Source organism: Bordetella sp. (assembly GCF_051960075.1).
In the GTDB taxonomy this organism is placed as follows: Bacteria; Pseudomonadota; Gammaproteobacteria; order Burkholderiales; family Burkholderiaceae_B; genus Bordetella.
The window spans coordinates 13,675-35,933 of record NZ_JBQCER010000065.1 but is presented as its reverse complement, the minus strand read 5'-3'; the positions used below and the strand labels follow the sequence as shown (position 1 = coordinate 35,933).

22 protein-coding genes and 1 tRNA gene are annotated in these 22,259 nt (G+C 65.1%); 10 read left to right on the top strand and 13 right to left on the bottom strand.

Features of this window, described 5'->3' with window-relative positions; genetic code table 11:
- The 4 genes from ACTHJ1_RS10855 to cysS form a co-directional block, all read right to left on the bottom strand.
- Positions 1–303 (bottom strand): ATP-binding protein (locus ACTHJ1_RS10855; RefSeq protein WP_440191915.1); only part of this gene is annotated, 303 nt, incomplete at its 3' end.
- Between the two features lie 55 nt (positions 304–358).
- Positions 359–1,324, bottom strand: coding sequence for an acetyl-CoA carboxylase carboxyltransferase subunit alpha (locus ACTHJ1_RS10850; RefSeq protein ID WP_440191912.1), 966 nt, complete (start codon positions 1,322–1,324; stop codon positions 359–361).
- A gap of 46 nt (positions 1,325–1,370) precedes the next feature.
- The gene (locus ACTHJ1_RS10845; protein ID WP_440191909.1) at positions 1,371–2,018 is read right to left on the bottom strand and encodes a DNA-3-methyladenine glycosylase family protein; all 648 of its coding nucleotides are present in this window, start codon (positions 2,016–2,018) and stop codon (positions 1,371–1,373) included.
- A 31-nt stretch (positions 2,019–2,049) separates the two neighbouring features.
- Positions 2,050–3,513 carry a cysteine--tRNA ligase gene (gene cysS, locus ACTHJ1_RS10840; protein WP_440191906.1) on the bottom strand — a complete coding sequence of 488 codons (1,464 nt, stop codon included), beginning with the start codon at positions 3,511–3,513 and terminating at the stop codon, positions 2,050–2,052.
- 208 nt (positions 3,514–3,721) lie between these two features.
- Between cysS and ACTHJ1_RS10835 the strand changes: the two genes are divergently transcribed.
- The 3 genes from ACTHJ1_RS10835 (at position 3,722) to ACTHJ1_RS10825 (ending at position 5,764) form a co-directional block, all read left to right on the top strand.
- On the top strand, positions 3,722–4,369 hold the full coding sequence (locus ACTHJ1_RS10835) for a tetratricopeptide repeat protein (RefSeq protein WP_440191903.1): 648 nt from the start codon (positions 3,722–3,724) through the stop codon (positions 4,367–4,369).
- A gap of 125 nt (positions 4,370–4,494) precedes the next feature.
- Entirely contained in the window at positions 4,495–5,007 is a 513-nt protein-coding gene (locus ACTHJ1_RS10830; protein ID WP_440191900.1) for a peptidylprolyl isomerase, read from the top strand.
- Entirely contained in the window at positions 4,973–5,764 is a 792-nt protein-coding gene (locus tag ACTHJ1_RS10825; RefSeq protein WP_440191897.1) for a UDP-2,3-diacylglucosamine diphosphatase, read from the top strand. Before ACTHJ1_RS10830 ends, ACTHJ1_RS10825 begins: the two co-directional genes overlap by 35 nt.
- Before the next feature lie 160 nt (positions 5,765–5,924).
- Here the strand turns inward: ACTHJ1_RS10825 and ACTHJ1_RS10820 are convergent, their stop codons facing one another.
- Positions 5,925–7,520 carry a TerC family protein gene (locus ACTHJ1_RS10820; protein WP_440191894.1) on the bottom strand — a complete coding sequence of 532 codons (1,596 nt, stop codon included), beginning with the start codon at positions 7,518–7,520 and terminating at the stop codon, positions 5,925–5,927.
- 42 nt (positions 7,521–7,562) lie between these two features.
- Positions 7,563–8,348, bottom strand: coding sequence for an inositol monophosphatase family protein (locus ACTHJ1_RS10815; protein WP_440191891.1), 786 nt, complete (start codon positions 8,346–8,348; stop codon positions 7,563–7,565).
- Positions 8,349–8,474: 126 nt separating this feature from the next.
- Between ACTHJ1_RS10815 and ACTHJ1_RS10810 the strand changes: the two genes are divergently transcribed.
- On the top strand, positions 8,475–9,236 hold the full coding sequence (locus tag ACTHJ1_RS10810; RefSeq protein ID WP_440191888.1) for an RNA methyltransferase: 762 nt from the start codon (positions 8,475–8,477) through the stop codon (positions 9,234–9,236).
- Positions 9,237–9,280: 44 nt separating this feature from the next.
- Here ACTHJ1_RS10810 and ACTHJ1_RS10805 read toward each other — a convergent pair whose 3' ends face one another.
- Together ACTHJ1_RS10805 and ACTHJ1_RS10800 are read right to left on the bottom strand one after the other, a co-directional pair.
- Positions 9,281–10,288 carry a Bug family tripartite tricarboxylate transporter substrate binding protein gene (locus tag ACTHJ1_RS10805; protein ID WP_440191885.1) on the bottom strand — a complete coding sequence of 336 codons (1,008 nt, stop codon included), beginning with the start codon at positions 10,286–10,288 and terminating at the stop codon, positions 9,281–9,283.
- 155 nt (positions 10,289–10,443) lie between these two features.
- Positions 10,444–11,271 (bottom strand): mechanosensitive ion channel family protein, encoded by an 828-nt coding sequence (locus tag ACTHJ1_RS10800; RefSeq protein ID WP_440191882.1) that lies wholly within the window; start codon positions 11,269–11,271, stop codon positions 10,444–10,446.
- Positions 11,272–11,502: 231 nt separating this feature from the next.
- Between ACTHJ1_RS10800 and mutS the strand changes: the two genes are divergently transcribed.
- Both mutS and ACTHJ1_RS10790 read left to right on the top strand, forming a co-directional pair.
- Complete coding sequence (gene mutS, locus ACTHJ1_RS10795) at positions 11,503–14,160, top strand: DNA mismatch repair protein MutS (protein WP_440191879.1); 2,658 nt, start codon at positions 11,503–11,505, stop codon at positions 14,158–14,160.
- Positions 14,161–14,171: 11 nt separating this feature from the next.
- The gene (locus tag ACTHJ1_RS10790; protein ID WP_440191876.1) at positions 14,172–15,368 is read left to right on the top strand and encodes a ribosomal protein uL16 3-hydroxylase; all 1,197 of its coding nucleotides are present in this window, start codon (positions 14,172–14,174) and stop codon (positions 15,366–15,368) included.
- 80 nt (positions 15,369–15,448) lie between these two features.
- On the opposite strand, the gene bamC is transcribed toward ACTHJ1_RS10790, so the two are convergent.
- The 5 genes from bamC to ACTHJ1_RS10765 all read right to left on the bottom strand — a co-directional run bounded on the left by bamC (position 15,449) and on the right by ACTHJ1_RS10765 (position 19,244).
- Complete coding sequence (gene bamC, locus ACTHJ1_RS10785) at positions 15,449–16,615, bottom strand: outer membrane protein assembly factor BamC (RefSeq protein ID WP_440191873.1); 1,167 nt, start codon at positions 16,613–16,615, stop codon at positions 15,449–15,451.
- Between the two features lie 17 nt (positions 16,616–16,632).
- The gene (gene dapA / locus ACTHJ1_RS10780) at positions 16,633–17,523 is read right to left on the bottom strand and encodes a 4-hydroxy-tetrahydrodipicolinate synthase (protein ID WP_440191870.1); all 891 of its coding nucleotides are present in this window, start codon (positions 17,521–17,523) and stop codon (positions 16,633–16,635) included.
- A gap of 94 nt (positions 17,524–17,617) precedes the next feature.
- Entirely contained in the window at positions 17,618–18,265 is a 648-nt protein-coding gene (locus ACTHJ1_RS10775; RefSeq protein ID WP_440191867.1) for a site-2 protease family protein, read from the bottom strand.
- Positions 18,266–18,298: 33 nt separating this feature from the next.
- A complete protein-coding gene (locus ACTHJ1_RS10770; protein ID WP_440191864.1) occupies positions 18,299–18,925 on the bottom strand; it encodes an L-threonylcarbamoyladenylate synthase in 627 nt (208 codons plus the stop codon).
- Between the two features lie 46 nt (positions 18,926–18,971).
- Complete coding sequence (locus ACTHJ1_RS10765; protein ID WP_440191861.1) at positions 18,972–19,244, bottom strand: hypothetical protein; 273 nt, start codon at positions 19,242–19,244, stop codon at positions 18,972–18,974.
- Positions 19,245–19,433: 189 nt separating this feature from the next.
- Here ACTHJ1_RS10765 and ACTHJ1_RS10760 point away from each other — a divergent pair.
- From ACTHJ1_RS10760 to ACTHJ1_RS10745, 4 genes are all read left to right on the top strand, one after another.
- Positions 19,434–19,509 (top strand) — tRNA-His (locus ACTHJ1_RS10760).
- 3 nt (positions 19,510–19,512) lie between these two features.
- A complete protein-coding gene (locus tag ACTHJ1_RS10755; RefSeq protein WP_440191858.1) occupies positions 19,513–20,697 on the top strand; it encodes a diguanylate cyclase domain-containing protein in 1,185 nt (394 codons plus the stop codon).
- A 44-nt stretch (positions 20,698–20,741) separates the two neighbouring features.
- Positions 20,742–21,218, top strand: a complete 477-nt coding sequence (locus tag ACTHJ1_RS10750) for a hypothetical protein (RefSeq protein WP_440191855.1) — start codon at positions 20,742–20,744, stop codon at positions 21,216–21,218.
- A 49-nt stretch (positions 21,219–21,267) separates the two neighbouring features.
- The gene (locus ACTHJ1_RS10745) at positions 21,268–22,248 is read left to right on the top strand and encodes a 2-hydroxyacid dehydrogenase (protein WP_440191852.1); all 981 of its coding nucleotides are present in this window, start codon (positions 21,268–21,270) and stop codon (positions 22,246–22,248) included.
- Positions 22,249–22,259 lie beyond the last annotated feature (11 nt).

The window sequence follows — 22,259 nt, the reverse complement described above, 5'->3', positions numbered from 1 at the left end:
GTCGTCGGGCACGCGCACGCGGGCCTGCAGCACCGGAACGGATAGCAAAGCGCCCAGGGCCTGAACGTGCGCGGCCCATTCGTCGGCCTGAGCTTGCAGGCCGTGATGAACGTGAAACAGAACGAGGCCGAAGCCCAGGCCGCGCGCCGCATGCGCGGCAGCCAGCGCCATCATGGCCGAATCGCCGCCGCCACTGACCGCGACCGCGATGCGCCCCGTGTTCCTGGGCAACCCCCGCAACGCGGCGCGCACGGGAGAAACCAGCTCGGCCGGACAATCCGGCAAGCGGTCCGGACTCTGCATGAATGGCGCGGGGCTATGCATGATCACCCCGCACAACAAGCCTACCCTCGCGGGGTCAGGCCTTGACTTCCTGGAAGCGGCCGAAAGACATCAAGCGTTCGATGCGCTGCTCGACCAGCTCTTGCGGCGTGAGGTCCTGCAACTGGCGCAGCGCATCGCCCAGCGCGCGGCGCAGCAGGCGCGCCATGACGCGCGGATCGCGCTGGGCGCCGCCCACGGGTTCGTTGACCACGCGATCGACCAGGCCCAGGTCTTTCAGGCGCGGCGCGGTAATGGCCAGGGCCTCGGCCGCGTCGGACGCCTTGTCGGCGCTGCGCCAGAGAATGGATGCGCAGCCTTCGGGCGAGATGACCGAATACGTAGCGTATTGCAGCATCAGCACGGCATTGCCCACGGCGATCGCCAGCGCGCCGCCCGACCCGCCCTCGCCGATGATGGTGCTGATGACGGGTACCTTGAGCTGGGCCATGACATACAGGTTGCGGCCGATGGCTTCGGACTGCCCGCGCTCTTCGGCGCCGATGCCGGGATAGGCGCCCGGCGTGTCGACGAAGGTGAAGATCGGCAGGCCGAATTTTTCGGCCAGCTGCATCAGGCGCAAGGCCTTGCGATAGCCCTCGGGGCGCGGCATGCCGAAATTGCGCGCGGCGCGCTCCTTGGTGTCGCGGCCTTTCTGGTGGCCGATGATCATGCATGCGGCGCCGTTAAAGCGCGCCAGGCCGCCGATGATGGATTGATCGTCGGCGTACATGCGGTCGCCGTGCAGCTCGTGAAAATCGGTGAAGATCTCGCGCACGTAGTCCAGCGTGTAGGGGCGCTGGGGATGGCGTGCCACCAGCGCGGTCTGCCAGGGCGTGAGCCTGCCGTAGATTTCCTTGGCCAGCGCCTGGCTCTTTTGTTGCAGCCGGCTGATCTCGTCGGAAATGTCGACCGCCGAGTCGGCCTGCACGTAGCGCAGCTGCTCGATCTTGTTTTCCAGCTCGGACAGAGGCTGTTCGAATTCCAGGAAGGTAATGGGCATGTAGAAGGTTCCGTTGAAGGGCGCCTTAGTTTGTTATGGCCTGAGTTCAGTATTGGACCGCAATGGGGTCCAGGCTGCGCCAGAGGTACCAGGTCGCCACGGTGCGCCAGGGCTGCCACGCAAGCGAAACTTCGCGAGCCTCGAACCGCGAGACCGGCTCACCGCTGAAATAGTGTAACGAGATCGCCTTGAGCAATCCCAGGTCGTCCAGCGGCAGGATGTCCGGCCGCTGAAGATTGAAGATCAAAAACATCTCGGCTGTCCATCGGCCTATACCCCTAATGGCGACCAGCTCGTCGATGACGTCTTCGTCGGGCATGGAAGCCCATTTTTCGGGGTGTACGCGGCGTTCGCTGAAGTGCAAGGCCAGATCCTGCACATATTCGGCCTTGCGCTGGGACAGACCGGCGGCGCGCAGGCCCGCGACGTCCGTCTTGAGCACGGAGGCAGGCGAGGGGCGCTTGCCCACCGCGGCGGTGAATTTGCTCCAGACCGCGTCGGCGGCCTTGACGGAGATCTGCTGGCCCACAATGGCGCGCGCCAGCGTGATGAACGGCGTACCGCGCGAGGTCAGCCAGACTTCGGGGTGCTGCGGAATGAGCTTTTTGAGAATGCGGTCGCGCTTGACCAGATGCGCGACCGCATCGTCCCAATAATCGGGCTTGGCGACGGAGATCTCGGCGGAGCTGGACATAAAGAATATGACTCTGGTCAGGTACGGCCGGTCAGGCGCGTCGCCACTGGGTAAGACCGCCCGGCTTGTCGTCGAGCTCGATGCCGGCCGCGCGCAATTCGTCGCGGATGCGGTCGGCCTGGGCGAAGTCGCGCACCTGCTTGGCAGCGGCCCGGGCCGCGATGCGCGACTCGATGGCTGCGGTGTCGAGCGCTGTTGAGACCGACGAGCCGGCGCGATAGCGCGTGGCGCTCTGGAAATAGGTTTCAGGGTCCTGCTGCAGCAGCCCCAGCAGGCCGCCGAGTTGCTTGAGCTGACCGGCCGCGCGCGCGCTACGGGTGCGGTTGGCTTCGGAAGCAAGTTCGAACAGCGCGGCCACCGCACCCGAGGTATTGAAATCATCGTCCATGGCGGCCTTGAAGGCTTGCGCCTGGGGCTCGTTCCAATCCACGTTCAGCCAATCGGGTGCGACGTTGCGCAGGGCCTGATAGAGGCCGTCAAGCGCACTCTGCGCGTCGGTGAGGTTGTCGGGCGTGAAATTCTGCGGGCTGCGGTAATGGTTGCGCACGATGAAAAAGCGCAGCATCTCCGCCTCGCGCGGGTTGACCTTGTAGTCGGCGACGTTGTCGGACAGGCTCGCTTCGTCGGCCACCGTCTGGCGAATGGTGCGGAAGTTGCCCAGGGACTTGGACATCTTGTCGGCATCGACCATGAGCGGACCGCAGTGCATCCAGACATTGGCCATGGTGCCGCCGAAAGCGCCTTCGGTCTGGGCGATTTCGTTTTCGTGATGCGGAAACTTCAGGTCGGGGCCGCCGCCGTGGATGTCGAGCGGCTGGCCCAACAGGGCGCGGCTCATCGCCGAGCATTCGATGTGCCAGCCCGGCCGACCGGGACCGTAGGCGTAGCCGTAGTCGGCGGGGTTCCATTTGGTATCGGCGGGCTCTGCGGGCTTGGCCGACTTCCACAGCACGAAGTCCAGCGGGTCGCGCTTGGCCGAACCCACGGCGACGCGCTCGCCTGCGCGCAGGTCGTCGCGCGACTTGCCCGAGAGCTTGCCGTAGCCGGTAAAGCCGCGTACCGAATAGTTCACATCGCCGTCGGCAGCCTCGTAGGCCAGGCCGTTTTCCTGCAGCTTGGCGATGATGCCGAGCATCTGGCCCACATATTGCGTGGCGCGCGGCTCGTGGTCGGGCTTTTGCACGCCCAGCGCCTGTGCATCGGCGTCCATGGCGGCGATGTAGAACTCGGTGACCTCGCCGATGCGGCGCCCCGTTTCAACGGCGCGCTTGATGATCTTGTCATCGATATCGGTGATGTTGCGCACATATTCGACGGCATAGCCGCTGGCGCGCAGCCAGCGCTGCACCACATCGAAAGACACCAGCATGCGGGCATGGCCCAGATGGCAGTAGTCGTACACCGTCATGCCGCAGACGTACATGCGCACCTTGCCCGGCTCGATGGGCGCGAAGGACGTCTTGCTACGTGTAAGCGAGTTATAGATCTGCAGCATGGGAAGGCGGACAGCCCGAACGAATTGCCCGGCGGATCGCGAGTGTATCGGTGGGCCTTGACCCGATTCGAACGGATTTGAACAGTTCTCGAGCGGGTCTTGGCTATGCGAGTCGCGATGCCGAGCTAGAATGGCGGTCGACAAGTATAGCAAGCGCCCCGCCTCCGCCCGCCGAGGCTGGCCAGCCCGCTTCCCCAGATACCGCCACATGTCCACTGCCATGACCCCGATGCTGCGTTTTCGACTTGCCGCGCTGGCCGTGCCCCTTGTCGTCGCGCTGGCGTTGTGCCCGCACGGCGCCCAGGCGCAGTCCATGGGCGGCGGCGGCACGCTCGTCGACAACTCCACGCTCACCACGCTGGATCCCTACCCGCCCGAGCACGGCTGGCAATGGCTGTCCAGGCAAATGGACAAGCTCAGGCCTGGCGTCGACACCCGGCTTCAGCCTACGCCTGCGCAAATCACCGATCACATCGAGACCTTGATCAACAAGGGCGACTACGACGGCGCGCTCAAGCTGATCGAATGGCGCCAGGCGCAGCTGCAGGGCAAGCCCGGCACCGACGTGCAGCTCATGTTCCAGCACGCGCGCGTACTGGCCGCTCTGGGTCGCATCGACCAGGCCGCCGCAATCTACAAAGACATGACCCGCCGCTTTCCCGAACTGCCAGAACCGTGGAACAATCTTGCCACGCTCTACGTCCAGCAGGGCAAGCTCGACAAGGCAGGCGCTGCCCTGCGCACTGCGCTGCAGGTCGACCCCGGTTATGCCGACGCGCAGGCCAACCTGAATCAACTGGCGTCCCGCGACCCCGACGCGGCACGCGCCCACATGACGGAAGCTCCAGCTCAATGATTCGATTCAAACACTCGATACGTCTGGCCTGCGCTTTCGCGCTGGCCGCACTGCTCCCCCTGGGTGCCGGCGCACAGACCGCCGCCCCCGATTCTTCCACCCAAACGAATAAAGGCACTCAGCAAATGAGCAACACCCACCCGCGCGTCAAACTGGAAACCAATCTGGGCGACATCGTACTGACGCTGGACGCCGAGAAGGCTCCCAAGACCACCGAAAACTTTCTCACCTACGTGAAAGAAGGTTTCTACGACGGCACGGTCTTTCACCGCGTGATCGCGGGCTTCATGATCCAGGGCGGCGGCTTCGAACCCGGCCTCAAGCAAAAGCCCACCCACGCCCCCATCGAGAACGAAGCCAACAACGGCCTGAAGAACGACAAATACACCATTGCCATGGCGCGCACCAGCGATCCGCACTCGGCCACCGCCCAGTTCTTCATCAACGTCGCCAACAACGACTTCCTGAACTTCACCTCCCCCACGCCCAATGGCTGGGGCTACGCCGTGTTCGGCAAGGTCACCGAAGGCGAAGACACGGTCGATAAGATCGCTGCCGTCAAGACCGGCAACAGCGGCTTCCACCAGAACGTGCCCGTCGAAGATGTGGTCATCAAGAAAGCCGAAATCCTTCAATAAGCTCGCGCTGCCGGACGGCCCCGTCTGGCTGGCGTCCGATCTGCACCTGGGTGCGGACACGCCGGCCACGCAACAGGCCTTCCTGAGCTTTCTGCACAAGGCCGCCGACGAGGCGGCCGCTGTGCTTTTGCCGGGCGACATTTTCAATGTCTGGGTAGGCGACGACGCCATCGCCGAGCCGCCCCCCTGGCTGGCCCAAGCGCTGGCCGCGATGAAGACCGCGGCCTCGCGCCTGCCGCTCTACCTGGGACGCGGCAACCGCGATTTTCTGATGGGCCGACGCCTGACCCGCGAACTGGGCGCGCATCTGCTGCCCGATGTCGTGCTGCTGCAAACGCCGCGCGGCCCGGTGCTGCTGTCGCACGGCGACGAATACTGCACCGACGACCGCGCCTACCAACGCTGGCGCGCCGTGGCGCGCAACGCGTTGCTGCAAAAACTCTTCTTGATGACCAGCCCGGCCTGGCGCCAGGGCTTTGCCCGCAAGGCGCGCGCCAGGAGCATGCAGGCCAAGCGCAGCACGCCGCTGCAGATCATGGACGTCAGCTCCGACTCGGTGGATGCCGCGCTGCGCGAGAGCGGCGCCAGCGTCGTGGTGCACGGGCACACGCACCGCCCCGCGCATCACGTGTTCGCCGTGGACGGCCGGCGCTGCGAGCGCTGGGTGCTGCCGGATTGGGATCTGGACCATGCCGAGCCCAAACGCGGCGGCTGGCTGGTGATCGATAAAGACGGGCTGCGGTTTCGGGAACTTTGAATCGCTGCTGCGGTCGTTGTCGGACGCTTAACGCGGTTGCCGTGTCGTGCGAGCCTCAATGCAGCGCATGTTATCGACCTACCGAAATACCGCAAGTCGATGGGCCGGCGCGACGCCATCGACGGCTCAGAAACCCAAACGCGACCGACGACCCTAGAACTCAACCCAGGTTTTCGTGCAAATCGCTATCGAGCTCTTGCGGCTCGATATGCGACTTCTCGACCCGCACCGACGCAATGCGCCGCCCTTCGATCTGCAAGACCTCGAAGCGGAACCGCATGTTGTGCGCCTCGTGCTCGCATACGTCCCCCGCCTTGGGCAATTGCCCGAAGCGCGCCAGCAGATACCCGGCAAGCGTGGTGTAGTCCTGCGACTCGTCTACCAGGCCGTCGGTTTCCAGCACCTGCTCCACATGATGCAGGTCGGCCGCGCCGTCGATGCGCCAGACTCCCTCGCGCTCGGCCACGATATCCGGCATCTCGTCCTCGTCGGGAAACTCGCCGGCGATCGCCTCGAATACATCGATGGGGGTGACAAGACCCACGATCATGCCGAACTCGTCGGCCACCAGCACCAGTTGCCCGCGCGAACGCTTGAGAATGTCCATCAGGCGCAAGATGTCGGTGGACTCGTGCACGATGATGGGCTCGCGCAGATGGCTGCTGTCGATGCGGCCCTGGGTGATCAGGTCGGCCACCAGGTTCTTGGCCCGGCCTATGCCGACGATCTCGTCCAGCGCGCCCCGGCAAACCGGGAAGAAACTGTGCGGCGTGTCTTCCAGTTGGCGGCGTATCTCGGCCGCATCGTCGTCGATGTTGATCCAGGTGACGTCGGTGCGCGGCGTCATGATCGAGTGAATGCTGCGCTCGGCCAGCGTCAACACCCCGCTGACCAGATTGCGTTCTTCCACGCCGAAAGCCTTTTGCGCAGCCTGAGCGGACGCAGGCACATCGTCGTCGGGTTCGATGTCCAGCGGGCGCCGGCCCAGCATGCGCAACACCGTTTCGGCCGTGCGCTCGCGCATGGGGCGCGTACCGTCCAGGCGCAGCAGATTGCGACGGGCCAACTGGTTGAGCCCTTCGATGGCGGCGGAAAACGCGATGGCCGCGTACAGGTAGCCTTTAGGCACCTTGAATCCCAGGCTCTCGGCCAGCAGCGAAAACCCGATCATCAGCAGAAAGCCCAGGCACAGCACTACCACCGTGGGGTGCGCGTTGACGAAGCGCGTGAGCGGCTTGGACGCCACCAGCATGATGCCGATGGCGATCGCCACGGCCATCATCATGATGACCAGATGCTCGACCATGCCGATGGCGGTGATGACCGAATCGATCGAGAACACGGCATCGAGCACCACGATCTGCGTCACGATGACCCAGAAGCTGGCGTAGATGCGTTTGCCCAGATTGTCGGCGTATTGGCCGCCTTCCAGGCGCTCATGCAGTTCGACGGTGCCCTTGAAAAGCAGGAACAGGCCGCCCAGCAGCAGGATGAGATCGCGCCCCGAGAAGGAGAAAGGCCCCAGCGAAAACAGCGGGCGGGTCAGCGTGACCAGCCAGGACATGACCGACAGCAGGACCAGCCGGGTGACGAGCGCCAGGCTCAGACCTATGACGCGAGCCCGGTCGCGCTGCTTGGGCGGCAGTTTGTCCGCCAGGATGGCGATGAAGATGAGGTTGTCTATCCCCAGCACGATCTCGAGGATGACCAGCGTGAACAGACCCACCCACGCCGTCGGATCGAACAACCATTCCATCAAGGGCTCTCCGGCAAATCAGATAGTCCTAGGGTAACGAGGTCAGGTTGCAGGCTTGCTTTGCAGGCCCGCGACCATCTGCGCGAATATCTTGGGGCTGCCGGCCAGCACGTCGCCGGTGTTCATCCAGCTTTGCTCGCCGTCGAAATCGGAGACCAGGCCGCCCGCTTCCAGCACCAGCAGACTGCCCGCCGCCATGTCCCAGGGCTTGAGGCCGACTCCGCAGAAGCCGTCCAGCCGACCCGAAGCCACATAGGCCAGGTCAAGCACGGCAGCACCCATGCGGCGCACGCTGGAGCATCCTTCGGCCATGGCGGCAAAGCGCGCGGCGCCCATGGTCGGGCCGGTCGAACCGGGCCAGTGCGCGCCGAGCAAGGCCTCGGCGAAGCGAGTGCGGCCGGACACGCGCACGCGACGGTCGTTCAGGAACGTGCCGCCGCCGCGGCTGGCGGTGAACAGTTCGTTGCGCGAGGGGTCGTACACCACGGCCTGGGTAATGAGCCCGCGATGCTGCAGGGCGATCGACACCACGTAGTTGGGCAGGCCGTGGATGAAATTGGTGGTGCCGTCCAGCGGATCGATGATCCATTGGTATTCGGCATTCTCGGGGCCCTGGCGGCCGAATTCCTCGCCCAGCACGGCGTGGTCGGGGTAGGAGGCGAGCAGCGCTTCGACAATGGCTTCTTCCGAGGCGCGGTCGACTTCCGTGACATAATCACGGGGCCCTTTGCGCGCCACGCTGAGGCGCTCCAGATCGAGGCTGGCGCGGTTAATGATGGTGCCGGCACGCCGGGCCGCCTTGATGGCGATGTTGAGCATCGGATGCATAGGGTTCCGTACGAATCAAGAGCAGGATCGCGGTCGCGCCGCAGGCAAAAAGCCGCAGGCAGACCGGCCAAACTACCTATTTTAATTTAAATGACCCAGCAGGCATTTTCGCGGGTGCGTTTCATCATGACGCAGCCCAGTCATCCCGGCAATGTCGGCTCGGCCGCGCGTGCCATCAAGACCATGGGTTTTGCCGAATTGGTGCTTGTCGAGCCCCGATTGCCGGACCTGGCGGCCCAACCCGAGGCCATCGCCCTGGCCAGCGGGGCCGTCGACGTGCTCGAGCGCGCCCCGGTGTATGCCTCGCTGGAAAAAGCCCTGGCGCCCGTGACGCTGGCGTTCGCCCTGACGGCCCGCGTACGCGATCTGGGCCCGCCGCCCTGCGACATCCGCCAGGCGGCCGATCTGGCCGGCGCGCATCTGGCCGACACCGACCAGGGCTGCGTGGCCGTCGTGCTCGGCACCGAACGTTCAGGCCTGACCAATGCCCAGATCGCCCTGTGCCACCGCGTCTGCCACATTCCCGCCAACCCCGAATACAGCTCGCTCAACGTGGCCCAGGCCCTGCAATTGGCCGCCTGGGAGATGCGCTATGCCCTGCTGCGCGACAGCGGCGCAGCCCTGCTGCCCGCCTCGACGGCGCGCCAGCCCGATCCCGGCGCGGCGCCTGCCGACAGTTCGGCCGTGCAGGGTTTTCTGGCCCACTGGGAAGAGGCCCTGACGGCGGTCAAGTTTCTCGATCCGGCACACCCCAAGAAGCTCATGCCGCGCATGCGGCATTTTTTCAGCCGCCAGGCGCCTACCCGCGACGAGATCGACATGTTGCGCGGCGTATGCACGGCCATGCTGGCCGCGGCGCGGCGCGCCGACAAAGACCCAAACAAATAGGCCCGCGGCGTGGGCGGCGGGCCTGACTCTCACGACTCAGAGACTCAATCGACCTTCGCGCCCGAGGCCTGGACCACAGGCCGCCAGGTATCGACCTGGCTCTTGATGAAGGCGCTGAACTGCTGCGGCGTGGTGGTTTCGATCTGCGCGCCCAGATTGGCGAAACGCTCCTGGACTTCCGGCTTTTTCAGGGCCGCTTCGATGGCGGCGTTGAGCTTGTTGACCACCTCGTCCGGCGTGCCGGCCGGCGCGATCACGCCGAACCAGGACGACACGTCGAATTGATCCAGGCCCGGAATGTGCAGCTCTTCGATGGTGGGCAGATCGGGGGCGGCCGGCGAGCGCTCCTTGGTGGTGATCGCCAGCGCGCGCAGCTTGCCGGCCTTGGCCTGAGGCCACGACGACGGCATGTTGTCGAACATCAGCTGCACTTGCCCGCCGACCAGGTCGCTGATGGCCGGGCCCGAGCCTTTGTAGGGAATATGGGTCATCTGCACGCCGGTCTTGAGCTTGAAGAGCTCGCCGGCCATGTGAATGGACGTGCCGCTGCCCGACGAGGCGAAGGCCAGTCTGCCAGGGTGGGCCTTGCCGTAGTCGATCAGCTCCTGCACCGAATGAACCGGCAACTGGGGATTGACCACCAGGATGTTGGGCACCTTGGCGCCCAACGCCACCGGCTTGAAGCTCGTTTCCAGATTGAAGGGCAGGTTCTTGTACAGCGTCTGGTTGATGGCGCTGGTGACTGCCACCATCAGCAGCGTGTAGCCGTCTGGCTTGGCGCGCGCCACCTCGCCGGCAGCCAGGTTGCTGCCCGCGCCGGGACGGTTTTCCACGACGAAAGACTGATTGAACGTGGTGGTGAGTTCCTTGCACAGCACGCGCGCGACGATATCGGTCGTGCCGCCGGCCGAGAAGCCGACCAGCATCCGCACGGGCTGATCGGGATAGGCGGCTTGCGCGGCGGACATGGCGAAAGCGCCCGCCAGGCCCGCGGCCAGGACGGCCGCCTTGCGGACGAATGCGCGCCGCTGCGACAGAACAGAACAAATCATGAGCGAGTCTCCGGTATGGCGTCCGCGCGCGAACAAGGCGAGCCATCGCGAATTTGCGCGGACTTTTTATAGATGGGAAAGGAATGTTCGCGAGCAGATGTTATACCGGGGCGCTGCGCCGCCGAATTGCATGTATGCCGCGGGATCTGCCGACGCTAGGCGCGAGGCGCGGTCTCGCGCACGTCGCGCCCCTGCGCCGGCGGACGAAACCCCTCGCGTATCATGGCCACGCGGATCTGGTGGAACAAATCCCAGCGCAGATCCCAGTAATCGGACGCCTTGCTCCAGACCCGTACGTTGATCTCCGTGCCCGTGTCCTTGTAATCGTTGGCTTTGACGATAGGCGCGGGATCGGCTTCGGCCATGGGGTGTGCGGCGACGATTCTGCTCACCAACGCGATTGCCGCGTCCAGATCGTCGCCATAATTGACGATGACAGGCAGGTCGAGACGGCGCTGGGTGTTGCGGCTGTAGTTGGTGATGGTGGCCGTCCACACCGTGCTGTTGGGCAGCAGCACGACAATGCCGTCGAACTGCACGATACGGGTGATGAACAGGCCGATTTCATCCACCGTGCCCGAGGCGCCTGAGCTGAGCGCGATCGCCTCGCCGGCGCGGATCGGCCGCAGGATCAGCAGCATGAGGCCGGCGGCGATATTCTGCAATGTGCCCTGCAAGGCCAGGCCTACCGCCAGGCCGGCGGCGCCCAGCACGGCGATGAGGCTGGCGGTCTGCACGCCGAAGCGCGCCAGCACTGCGATCAGGGTGAAGACCCGTATGGCCCAGACCACGGTGGTCTTGAGCATGGGAATGACCGTGCGTTCGACCCGGCCGGAATGCTCGGCCACGTGATGCACCCATTTGCCCAACAGGGCAGATGTCCACCAGCCGATGATCAGTATGGCGACGGCCACCAACAGGTTGAGTCCCATATCCACCAGGCGCGGCATCAGGGCGACCGCGCTGCTCAATGCTGATTCCATATTTTCTCCAGGCATCGCGCCGCGCGTCGGTCGCGCGGCAGACTGGGCCACTCTAGCAGACGGCGCGCGTCGCAGCTCCGACACTGCATAAACAACCGGCACGGGGATTTATCCACTCCCCATGTGGACAACGCTAAGGACAACTTTGTGGCAATTCGCTTTTTGCCAAAAAAATCAATGCCTTGTTAACGTTGCGCAATTTTTGTCCTGCCGGCCCGATACAATCCCGCCATGAATTCGCGCTCCGACCAGGCCGCGCCGGACACCTACGCCGGCCACACGCCCATGATGGCCCAGTACCTCCGCCTGAAAGCGGAAGCCGGGCCCCTGTTGCTCTTTTACCGCATGGGCGATTTCTACGAGATGTTCTACGAAGACGCCGAGCGCGGCGCGCGCCTGCTGAGCCTGACGCTCACCAAGCGCGGCTCGTCCAACGGTGCGCCCATTCCCATGGCAGGCGTGCCGGTCCATGCCATGGAGCAGTATCTGGCGCGCCTGGTGGCCATGGGCGAATCCGTGGCCATCTGCGAGCAGATCGGCGACCCGGCCGCCTCCAAGGGACCGGTGGAACGCAAGATCGTGCGCATCGTCACGCCGGGCACACTGACCGATGACGCGCTGCTGCCGGCCAAGGCCGACCGTGCGCTGGCTGCCGTGTTCCTGGGCGGCAAACCGGGCAGGACCGAATCGCGCGCCGGTCTCGCCTGGCTCAATCTGGCCAGCGGCGAATTCCGCGTCACCGAATGCGCGCCGGCTCAGCTCGAATCCGAACTGCACCGCGTCGCGCCGGCCGAACTCGTCTGCGCCGAGAGCGCCGAACTGGCTTTCACTTTCGACGGCGCCACCTCGCGCGTGCCCGACTGGCATTTCGAACGCGACGGCGCCCGCGCCCACCTGCTGGCGCATTTCAAGATCGACTCGCTGGCCAGTTTCGACGTGGAAGACATGCCGGCCGGCATCTGCGCCGCCGGCGCGCTGCTGCGCTACGCGGCGCGCACGCAATCGCAGGCGCTGGCTCACGTGCAGCAATTGCAGGCCGAGCGCACCGGTCTGTACGTGGCGCTGGATCCGGTCACGCGCCGCAACCTCGAACTGACCCAGACGCTGTCGGGCGAGGACGCGCCCACGCTGTTCTCGCTGCTGGATACCTGCCGCACGCCCATGGGCAGCCGCCTGCTGCGCCGCTGGCTGCATCATCCGCTGCGCGACAGCGCGCCGGCACGGGCGCGACAGCAGGCCATCGCCGCGCTGATCGCCGCGCGCGCCGACGCCGACCAGCCCTTCGAATCGAGCAGCCTGCTCGACGGCCTGCGCCGCGCCCTGGACGTTTTTCCCGACATGGAACGCATCGCCGCGCGCCTGGCGCTGCGTTCGGTGCGCCCGCGCGAACTCGCGAGCCTGCGCGATGCGCTGACCAACCTGCCCGCGCTGCGCGAACTGCTGGCCGGACTGCACGGCAGCCCGCGGCTCATCGAGCTGGCCGGGCAGCTCTCGCCCGACGCCGGCATCGCCGCGCTCCTGCAGCAGGGCATCGCCGCCGAGCCTGGCGCGGCCATCCGCGACGGCGGCGTGATCGCCGCGGGGTTCGACGCCGACCTCGACGAACTGCGCGCCCTGACCACCGACGGCGGCGCCTTTCTGCTGCAGCTGGAAGCGCGCGAACGCGAGCGCACCGGCATCTCCAATCTGCGCGTCGAGTTCAACCGCGTGCACGGCTTCTACATCGAAGTCACCAAGGGCCAGGCCGACAAGGTGCCCGAGGACTACCGCCGCCGCCAGACGCTCAAGAACGCCGAGCGCTACATCACGCCGGAACTCAAGACCTGGGAAGACCGCGTGCTGTCGGCGCAGGACCGCTCCCTTGCGCGCGAAAAATGGCTGTACGAAAACCTGCTCGACGCGCTGGCCCCGCATGTGCCGGCGCTGTCGGCCTGCGCGGGCGCCCTGGCCGAGCTGGATGCGGCCGCCGCGCTGGCCGAGCACGCACGCCGCAACGACTGGACTGCGCCGGAGTTGAGCGAAGAGGCCGAGATCGACATCGAGGCAGGTCGCCACCCCGTGGTCGAGAAGGCCATCGAACGCTTCACGCCCAACGGCTGCCGGCTCGACGCGGCGCGCCGCATGCTGCTCATCATCGGCCCGAACATGGGCGGAAAATCGACCTATATGCGCCAGACGGCGCTGATCGCGCTACTTGCGCGCATAGGCAGCTTCGTGCCGGCTGCGCGCGCGCGCGTGGGCAGCATCGACCGCATCTTCACCCGCATCGGCGCGGCCGACGACCTGGCCGGCGGCCGCTCCACTTTCATGATGGAGATGACCGAGGCCGCCGCCATTCTTGCGGCCAGCACGACCCATAGCCTGGTGCTCATGGACGAAATCGGCCGCGGCACATCCACCTACGACGGCCTGGCGCTGGCCTGGGCCATCGCTCACAGACTGCTGACGCACAACCGCGCCCTCACGCTCTTCGCCACGCACTACTTCGAACTCACGAGACTGCCGGCGGAACAAAGCACCTCGGCCAACGTGCATCTGGCCGCGGCCGAGTCGGCCGGCGGCATCGTGTATCTGCACGAAGTGCGGGACGGCCCGGCCAGCCGCAGCTACGGCATCCAGGTGGCGCAGCGCGCCGGCATTCCGCAGGCCGTCATCCGTCAAGCCACGCGCGAGCTCGAACGCCTGGAATCGCAAGGCGCCCCCACGCCGCAACTTGGACTCTTCGCGGCCGCGGCCGATACCGACGCGCGCAGACAGGCCCAGGCCGACGAAGAAGAGACGCGACAAACCCTGCAAACGCTGCGCGACAGCTTGAACGATATGGATCCCGACAGCCTCACGCCGCGCGAAGCGCTGGACGCGCTCTATCAACTGAAGTCGCTGCTGTAAGGCCGCCCGAGATGCCCATCGATCCCAATGCCCCCTTGCCGCTTCTGGGCGGACTCACGCCTGCGGATTTCATGCACCGCTACTGGCAGCGCAAGCCGCTGCTCATCCGGCAGGCCATCCCGGGCTTGAAACCGCCCGTTCCGGCGGCTGCGCTAAAAAAGCTGGCCAAGCGCGATGACGTCGAATCGCGCCTGATCTGGCGTGAAGAAGGCCAATGGCAGATGGAACGCGGGCCTTTCGCGCGCCTGCCCAAGGCCCGCGAACCCGACTGGACACTGCTGCTGCAAAGCATGGATCTGCACGACGATGCGGTCTGCGCGCTCATGCAGCGATTTCGCTTCGTGCCCGATGCCCGCCTGGACGATGTCATGATCAGCATCGCCACCGCAGGCGGCGGCGTAGGGCCGCATTTCGACAGCTACGACGTCTTTTTGCTGCAGGCCGCAGGCCGGCGGCGCTGGCGCTACGGCATGCAGAAAGACTTGTCCCTCAAGCCCGATCTGCCGCTCAAGATACTGAGCAACTTCCAGCCCGAGCAAGACGTGGTGCTCGAGCCCGGCGATATGCTGTACCTGCCGCCTCAGGCCGCGCATGACGGCATCGCGGTGGACGACGACTGCATGACAATATCCATCGGTTTCCGCGCGCCCGGCCTGGCCATGCTGGCCCGCGGCCTGCTCGAAGCGGCTGCCGACCAGACCATGGCCCGCCTGGGCCAGCCTGCGGGCCCCTATGGCGATCCCCCTTTGCCCGGCGTGCGGCTGGGCGGCCTCTACCGCGATCCCGGGCAGCCTGCCTCGATCCATCCGGCCGAGCTGCCCGAAGCCCTGATCAAGGCCACGCTGGACACGCTGGACACGCTGCGCTTCGACGCGGCCCTTGCCGCGCGCTTCCTGGGCTGCTGGCTCTCCGAGCCCAACACGCTGAGCGTATTCACCCCCGCCGACGACGCGCCCGACCTCGAAGAAGAATGGCCCGCACACGGCGCGCTGGTGCTCGACCGCCGCAGCCGCATGCTCTACCGCGACCGCCAGATCTTCATCAACGGCGAAACCGCGCCCGTCGCCCCTTCTCCCGCCTTGCGCGCGCTGGCCGACGAACGCCGCCTGGATTGCGCCGACGCGCGCTGCCGCAGGCTAAGCGCCGATAGCCGGGCTTGTCTGGCCGATTGGCTGTCGGCGGGCTGGCTGCATTACCTTCCGGCTTAGGGCCGCCCGACAAAAAGGCCGCGCATCTGCGCGGCCTTTTTCGCTTAGTCGGGCGCATGCGCCCGGCTCAGGCGCTGGCTTTACTGCATCTTGCTCTTGAGCACGCTCAAGATGCGCTGCGCCGTAGGCGTAGTATCGCGCGCGCCGTTTTTGTCTAGCACCGTGACCAGCGTCTGGGGACCGCCGTTGTTCTCCAGATGCAAGCGGTACTCCGGCGCAGTGGCCGATTTCGCGCCGAAAAGATAACGGCTGAAGATGTTGGGGTCTTGAGGACGCAAACCGGTGTCGGTATCGAGATAGGCGATGTAATAGTCGCCGGCGGAACGGTTGCGATCCTTCACGGTAAAGCCGCCCGCATCCAGCGTCACGCCCACGCGGCGCCACGCGCGATCGAACGGCTCGGCGATGGTGAGTTCGGACACGCCGTTTTGCGCGGTCAGGGTGGTGGCGGGGCCGGCCTGCACCGCTTGCGCCTGCGCCAGCAACTGGCGGGCGCGGTCGGTGCTGGTGCCCAGATAGACCATCAGGCGCGCGATCATGGCGGCGTCCAGGCCGGGATCCGGCTTGCCGTTCGTCCAGACAGCCAGGGCGCTCGGACTGTTGTTCTCCATGCGCTGGATCATCTGCTGATGGGTAATGTAGACCTCGGTGTGGCCATTCACGCGTTCGATGCGGGTGCTGAAGCGCTCGCGCTCGCCGCTGTCGAAAGCGTTGTCCAGAAACGAGCCCAACAGCTTGTACATGAGGCTGTCGTCAACCTTGGCGCGGTTCTCGGCCCAGTCGGTCTGCAACAGGCCGGCCTGCGGGTCGTTGGTGCTGAGCGTGAAGCCCACGCTCGTCCAGAAGTCCACCAGCTTGGGGAAGACCTGTTCGGGCGGATGGTCGATCACCAGCCAGCGCAGGTCGCCGTCGCGCTCGATGCGCATGTCGTTGCGCTGCGGCAGCACATTGCCGCCGGACTCGCCCGCGGCGGCGGCCGTGGCCGCTTCCTTGCTTTGCTGCTGGTATTGATTGAACGACGTGGCGCCGCCCGCGTCGGGCGCGCGGTAACGAGGATCAGAAGCCGCCTGGGTCAGATCGGGCGGAATGGTCAGCGGATTGGCGGAGCGAGCGCTCTTGTAATCGATAGGCTCATTGGTGCCTAGCGCCTTGTTGATGCTGTCGCAGCCGGCCAGCTGAGCAAGGCTCAGGGCCAATGCAATCGATGCCGCGGGCTTAACCCAACGCCCGGCATGACGCTTGTTCATACGTATCCTCGCGATGTTCAAAGAAGACCGGTTTCGCTCAAGGCCTGGCGCACCGTGGCATGGTGCGCTGCACCCAGTTCGCACAGGGGCAGGCGATAGCCCAGTTTGGTACGGCCCATCTGGGCCAGCGCCCACTTGACCGGAATAGGATTGGCCTCGACGAACAAGACCTTGTTCAGGCGGGCCAGGCGGGCGTTGAGCTCGCGCACCTTGATGAGCTCGCCCGCGAGCGCCGCCGCGCACAACTCGTGCATCAGGCGCGGCGCCACATTGGCCGTGACCGAAATATTGCCGCGCCCGCCCAACAGAATGAGCGCCGCCGCGGTGGCGTCGTCGCCGCTGAAAACCTGGAAGCTGGCCGGCGCGTCGCGCAGGAGCGGCGCCACGCGGCCGATGTCGCCCGTGGCGTCTTTGATGCCGACGATACCGGGCACCTGGGCCAGGCGCAGCACGGTCTCGTTGGACAGGTCCGCCACGGTGCGGCCCGGCACGTTATAGAGCAAAGTGGGCAGTTCAACGGCCTCGGCGATCGCGCGGAAATGTCGGTACATGCCTTCTTGGCTGGGCTTGTTGTAGTAGGGCACGACCGACAGGCCGGCCTGCGCGCCGACCTTCAGGGCATGGCGCGAAAGGTGGATGGCTTCTGCGGTGGAATTGGCGCCCACGCCGGCAATGACGGGAATACGGCCGGCCGCGTGTTCGACCGCGATGCGGATCAGCTCGGCATGCTCGTCTATGGAGACGGTAGGCGATTCGCCCGAGGTGCCGACCACGACCAGCGCATCCGTGCCTTCGGCCACATGCCAGTCGATCAATGCGCGATAAGCGTCGAAGTCCAGGCTGCCGTCAGGGTGCATCGGGGTCACCAGCGCAACCATGCTGCCTTGGAAGACAGGGGTCGTTGTCATCGAAAACTCCAGACCTGGACTCGGCAGGCCGGTTGAAAGCGGATTAAACCGGCAAGTTTACTGGATAACGCTCGTAACGCTATACAAATTCCCATTACAGGAACCAGCTCACCACCATGCGCCCGAAAACCAGGAGCGGCCCCAGAAACAGGCCCAATGCGCCCGTGACCAGCAAAAGCAGCACGATCATCATGCCGTAGGGCTCGATGCGGGCGTAATGCCAGGCCGCGCGGTTGGGCAACAGGCTGAAAACGATGCGTCCGCCGTCCAGCGGCAGGATGGGCAGCAGGTTCATGGCCATGAGCACCAGGTTCACGTTCACTCCGGCCACTGCCATATCGAACCAGAAATATTCGTGCATGCCGCTGCCGGCATACACCCGCAGCAGAAGAGTCCAGGCCAGCGCCATGGCCAGGTTGGCCGCCGGCCCCGCCAGGGCCACCCACAGCATGTCTTTCTTGGGCCGGCGCAGGCGGCCGAAATCCACCGGCACGGGCTTGGCCCAGCCGAACAGCACGCCGGTGCCGCCCAGCAGCTTGGCGCCCAGCAGCATGACCAGGGGCACCAGCAGCGTGCCGACCGGGTCGATATGGCGAGCCGGGTTGAGGCTGACCCGGCCGGCCTGGTAGGCCGTCGGATCGCCGAACAGGCGCGCCACGTAGCCGTGGGCCGCTTCGTGCAGCGTAATGGCGAAGATCAGCGGCAAGGCGTAGACCGCGATGGTCTGAATGATTTGGTTCATGAAGAAATTGTAGGTGCGCGCGAGGCGACGTGTTCAGACCAGGCCCAGCAGCGCCGGATCGCCGCGCCCCCGGCGCAATACCGCAGGCTCCGGACCGGTCAGGTCCAGCACGGTGGTGGGCGACTGCGCACAGGCCCCCGCGTCGAGCACCGCCGCCAGTTCGTGGGCATAGCGGCGAACGATTTCCTCGGGGTCGTTCAGGGCATCCGTTTCTTCTTTGGGAATGAGCGTGGTCGATAGCAACGGTTCGCCGATCTCCTCGAGCAACGCCAGGGCGACCTTGTGCTCGGGCACACGAATGCCTATGGTCTTGCGGGAAGGGTGGGACACCCGTCGCGGCACCTCGCGCGTGGCCTCCAGGATGAAAGTCCACGGCCCCGGCGTGGCCGCCTTGAGGAGGCGATATTGCCGGTTGTCGACCTTGGCCATCAGGCCGATCTCGGCCAGATCGCGGCACAGCAGCGTCAGGTGATGGCGCTCGTCCAGGCCACGCAGTCGCCGCATGGCGTCGGCGGCTTCCTTGTCGTCGAGCCGGGCCACCACGGCATAGCTGGAATCGGTGGGAACAGCCACCAGCCCACCGTCGCGCAGCCATTGCGCAGCCTGGCGCAGCAGGCGGGGTTGGGGGTTCTCGGGGTGCAGGGTCAGAAGCAAAGCCATACGGCTATCCTAGCATTGCCGCGCCCGCACCCGAAGCCGGCGAGGTTCAGCCCTGTACGCCCATCAGGCCGTCGACGATCGCCTGGCCATGCGAGACAGCCGCCTGCACAGCCTCGCGCGGGCTGTAGACAACGCCGCCCTGCTCGAAGCAGGGTACCCGGTATTCGTGGCCGGGATCCTGCACGGAATTGGCCGCTACGATCTGAACGGTGGCGGTAAAGATCGGGCTGCTCGCATTGACCGCGATCTCTTGCGCGGCACCCCGAAGCACCTTGGCGGTCAGGCGATAGCCCTTGTAGACAAAATTGTTTTGAATCACGCAAAGCTCCTTCTGATCGAGCATAACGTGGCTTGATGACGGTTTATGCACGAGTGTGGTCAGGCCGCGACACGGACAAACCCGGCGATCCTGGCCCCCAGAGCTCTGGTTTTGCCTGAATTTCATGCTAGAATCTCGCTTCTTTGCCGTAACGGCCTCCCACTTACTTGGGGAAGCCAATACACAGTGGTGGCCGTAGCTCAGTTGGTAGAGTCCCGGATTGTGATTCCGGCTGTCGTGGGTTCGAGTCCCATCGGCCACCCCAAGCTTGTTTGCAAAAAATAAAACGCCTGCATTTCTCAAGAACCTCGAATTCTTGAAAATCCGGCGTTTTTTGTATTGGGCCATCAGAGTTTGTCGCGCAAACCGGCGGGCCCGCCCCGAGTCCAGCAACGTTGTCCGCGCACCGCCGCCTGCAATCCATTATTTGCAGGAAAAACGACGACGCGGTACCGAACACGCAAGACTGGCATACTTATGGCTATTGAATAATCGCCATATCGTGAACATCCTCAGCGCCATCGCGGCCCGCGTCTGCTATCGGAAGCATGTACGACACTCGCATCTGAAGACGCTGCTTACCGTCATGCGCGATGGCATATTGCTCGTCGGCCACGACGGAATAATCGAATATGCGAACGAGACGTTCTGCGAGCAGTTCTGCATCGACGCCTCGCCAGACTCCCTGACAGGCATGACGAGCGGTCAGGTGATCGCCATGATCGCCCCGCAATACCAGGACTCGAAATCGGCAATAGAGAGAATCCGGTTCCTGGTCGAGCAGAACACGCCCTGCCTGGGCGAAGAGATCCCCATGGCCTCCGGTCGCACGCTGTTGCGCGACTTTATCCCCATCGAACTTCGCCCCGGAAAAATGGCCCGCGTCTGGCACCACCGCGACGTGACGGCGTTACGAGCGGCCCAGACAAAGCTGGAAACGCTGACCACCCTCGACGGCTTGACCGAGGTTGCCAACCGCCGCAAGCTTGATGATCACTTTCCGCGCGAAGTGAATCGCTGCGCGAGCGAGAATCTACCGCTCTCGTTTGCCATGATCGATGTGGATTATTTCAAGAAATTCAATGATCGATACGGGCACCTCGCGGGCGACGACTGCTTGCGACGCATTGCCAAGGCAGTACAGCAGTGCGCCCACGATCCCCGCGACCTCATCGGACGCTACGGCGGGGAGGAATTCTTCGCGCTGCTGCCGAGCGCAGATTCGGCGACCGCCGCGCAGATCGCGGCGCGTATGCGCCAGAAAATTCACGATCTCGGCATCGAACATCTCGACTCAGGCGTCTCGCCGTATGTGACCGTATCGGTCGGCGTGGTCACGCTCATGCCCGACCCGCGCACCTCGACGAACGACATACTGAAAACAGCCGACTCGGCACTGTACGAGGCCAAGGCCCAAGGGCGAAATCGCGTTTGTGCGCGCGAATTACTGTGACACAATAACCGTTTGAATCAGTCTGTCAGCACCTTGCCGACGCAATGAATGAACTTGAGCGCATCATCCTGCTGCCGATACGCCTGTCCGGGCCCTTGAACATTCTGCTCAAGGAAATCCTGAACAACGTTCTGGCCGAAGCCCGCCGGGAATACCAGGTAACCGGCATGGTGCGCGCCGTGGCCAACGGCTACCTGCGCTGGAGCAACGAGCTGCTCGGCATCCAAGACGACATCCATCAGACCCTGGGCGCCTACGTGCGCATGTTGGCCATCGCCATCCCCGACCTTTTCGTCGTGTCCTACGACCGCAAGGCCTTTCGCGACTACCAGCTCGACGAAAGCGAAAAGCAGGCCCTGGATGCCGCGCGCCTCATGTTCGAAGCCAAGCTGGGCATGGCCAAGAATGCGGCGACCGCCATGGGCTCGGATCTGAACGAATTGCAATCGACCATCATCCGGCAAAGTCCGGTGTTCAACGGCGACGGCAACCGGCCCAAAATCCAGCGGGTCTACCGCTGAGCCGGCGACTGCCGGCCCGAGCGACCGACAACATCAGCCTGCATCCCCCATGACCGCCCGTCCCCGCATTCTCGTCTCCCTTCCCGCCCCCTTGCACGACGACCTGCGCGCCCAGTTGGCCGCCCATTTCGACATCGTCGACATGCCCTCCGGCAGCCGCCCGGCCGATGTTCTGCCCGCCGGCGTCTGCGCCGAGATCCAGGGCCAGCTCATCACGCCGCACAATCGGGTCGACGAAGATCTGATGCAATCCTTGCCCAGGCTGCGGGTCAGCTCGAACTGCTCGGTGGGCTACGACAATGTCGACCTGGCCGCGGCCAATCGGCACAAGGTGCTGATCTGCAATACCCCCAATGTGCTCAACGGCGCGGTGGCCGATGTCGTCGTGGGCCTGATGCTCTGCCTGGCCCGCAATCTGGTCGCCGGCGACGCCTTCGTACGCAGCGGCGCCTGGACCCGCGGCCCCTTTCCCCTGACGCGCGATATCCGCGGCAAGACCTTCGGCCTTCTGGGCATGGGTCGCATCGGCCGCGTGGTGGCCCGCAGCGTGCAGGCCTTCGACATGAAGGTCATCTATCACAACCGCCGCCGCGACGAAGAAACCGAATCCCTGGGGCTGGCCTCCTACGTCGACCGCGACACGCTGTTCCGCGAGGCCGATGTGCTTTGCGTGCTGGTGCCGCTGAACGACGAAACCCGCCATAGCATCGGCGCGCGCGAGTTCGGCATGATGAAGCCGACGGCCTATCTCATCAACACCGCGCGCGGCGCGGTGCTGGACGAAGCGGCGCTGATCGACGCCCTGCGCAGCGGCGCCATCGCCGGCGCGGGTCTGGACGTCATGGAAACCGAGCCGCTGCCGGCCGAAAGCCCCCTTTGCAGCCTGCCCAATGTGGTGCTGCAGGCCCATGTAGGCAGCGCCACCCACGAAACGCGGCGCGCCATGGGCGAAATGGCCGTGCGCAATCTCATCGACGCGCTGGACGGCGTGCGCCCCGCGGCCATGGTCAATCCCGAGCTCTGGGACTGAGCCGCCCGGCT

What these genes read in the sequence shown, in the direction of transcription:
- ACTHJ1_RS10810 (WP_440191888.1), top strand. Translation starts at nt 8,475, where the DNA reads ATGACGCAGCCCAGTCATCCCGGCAATGTCGGCTCGGCCGCGCGTGCC.
- ACTHJ1_RS10775 (WP_440191867.1), bottom strand. Translation starts at nt 18,265, where the DNA reads ATGAACCAAATCATTCAGACCATCGCGGTCTACGCCTTGCCGCTGATC.
- ACTHJ1_RS10845 (WP_440191909.1), bottom strand. Translation starts at nt 2,018, where the DNA reads ATGTCCAGCTCCGCCGAGATCTCCGTCGCCAAGCCCGATTATTGGGAC.
- ACTHJ1_RS10750 (WP_440191855.1), top strand. Translation starts at nt 20,742, where the DNA reads ATGAATGAACTTGAGCGCATCATCCTGCTGCCGATACGCCTGTCCGGG.
- ACTHJ1_RS10820 (WP_440191894.1), bottom strand. Translation starts at nt 7,520, where the DNA reads ATGGAATGGTTGTTCGATCCGACGGCGTGGGTGGGTCTGTTCACGCTG.
- mutS (WP_440191879.1), top strand. Translation starts at nt 11,503, where the DNA reads ATGAATTCGCGCTCCGACCAGGCCGCGCCGGACACCTACGCCGGCCAC.
- ACTHJ1_RS10770 (WP_440191864.1), bottom strand. Translation starts at nt 18,925, where the DNA reads ATGGCTTTGCTTCTGACCCTGCACCCCGAGAACCCCCAACCCCGCCTG.
- ACTHJ1_RS10825 (WP_440191897.1), top strand. Translation starts at nt 4,973, where the DNA reads ATGTGGTCATCAAGAAAGCCGAAATCCTTCAATAAGCTCGCGCTGCCG.
- ACTHJ1_RS10830 (WP_440191900.1), top strand. Translation starts at nt 4,495, where the DNA reads ATGAGCAACACCCACCCGCGCGTCAAACTGGAAACCAATCTGGGCGAC.
- ACTHJ1_RS10835 (WP_440191903.1), top strand. Translation starts at nt 3,722, where the DNA reads ATGTCCACTGCCATGACCCCGATGCTGCGTTTTCGACTTGCCGCGCTG.
- ACTHJ1_RS10850 (WP_440191912.1), bottom strand. Translation starts at nt 1,324, where the DNA reads ATGCCCATTACCTTCCTGGAATTCGAACAGCCTCTGTCCGAGCTGGAA.
- dapA (WP_440191870.1), bottom strand. Translation starts at nt 17,523, where the DNA reads ATGACAACGACCCCTGTCTTCCAAGGCAGCATGGTTGCGCTGGTGACC.
- ACTHJ1_RS10745 (WP_440191852.1), top strand. Translation starts at nt 21,268, where the DNA reads ATGACCGCCCGTCCCCGCATTCTCGTCTCCCTTCCCGCCCCCTTGCAC.
- ACTHJ1_RS10805 (WP_440191885.1), bottom strand. Translation starts at nt 10,288, where the DNA reads ATGATTTGTTCTGTTCTGTCGCAGCGGCGCGCATTCGTCCGCAAGGCG.
- ACTHJ1_RS10790 (WP_440191876.1), top strand. Translation starts at nt 14,172, where the DNA reads ATGCCCATCGATCCCAATGCCCCCTTGCCGCTTCTGGGCGGACTCACG.
- ACTHJ1_RS10800 (WP_440191882.1), bottom strand. Translation starts at nt 11,271, where the DNA reads ATGGAATCAGCATTGAGCAGCGCGGTCGCCCTGATGCCGCGCCTGGTG.
- cysS (WP_440191906.1), bottom strand. Translation starts at nt 3,513, where the DNA reads ATGCTGCAGATCTATAACTCGCTTACACGTAGCAAGACGTCCTTCGCG.
- ACTHJ1_RS10815 (WP_440191891.1), bottom strand. Translation starts at nt 8,348, where the DNA reads ATGCATCCGATGCTCAACATCGCCATCAAGGCGGCCCGGCGTGCCGGC.
- bamC (WP_440191873.1), bottom strand. Translation starts at nt 16,615, where the DNA reads ATGAACAAGCGTCATGCCGGGCGTTGGGTTAAGCCCGCGGCATCGATT.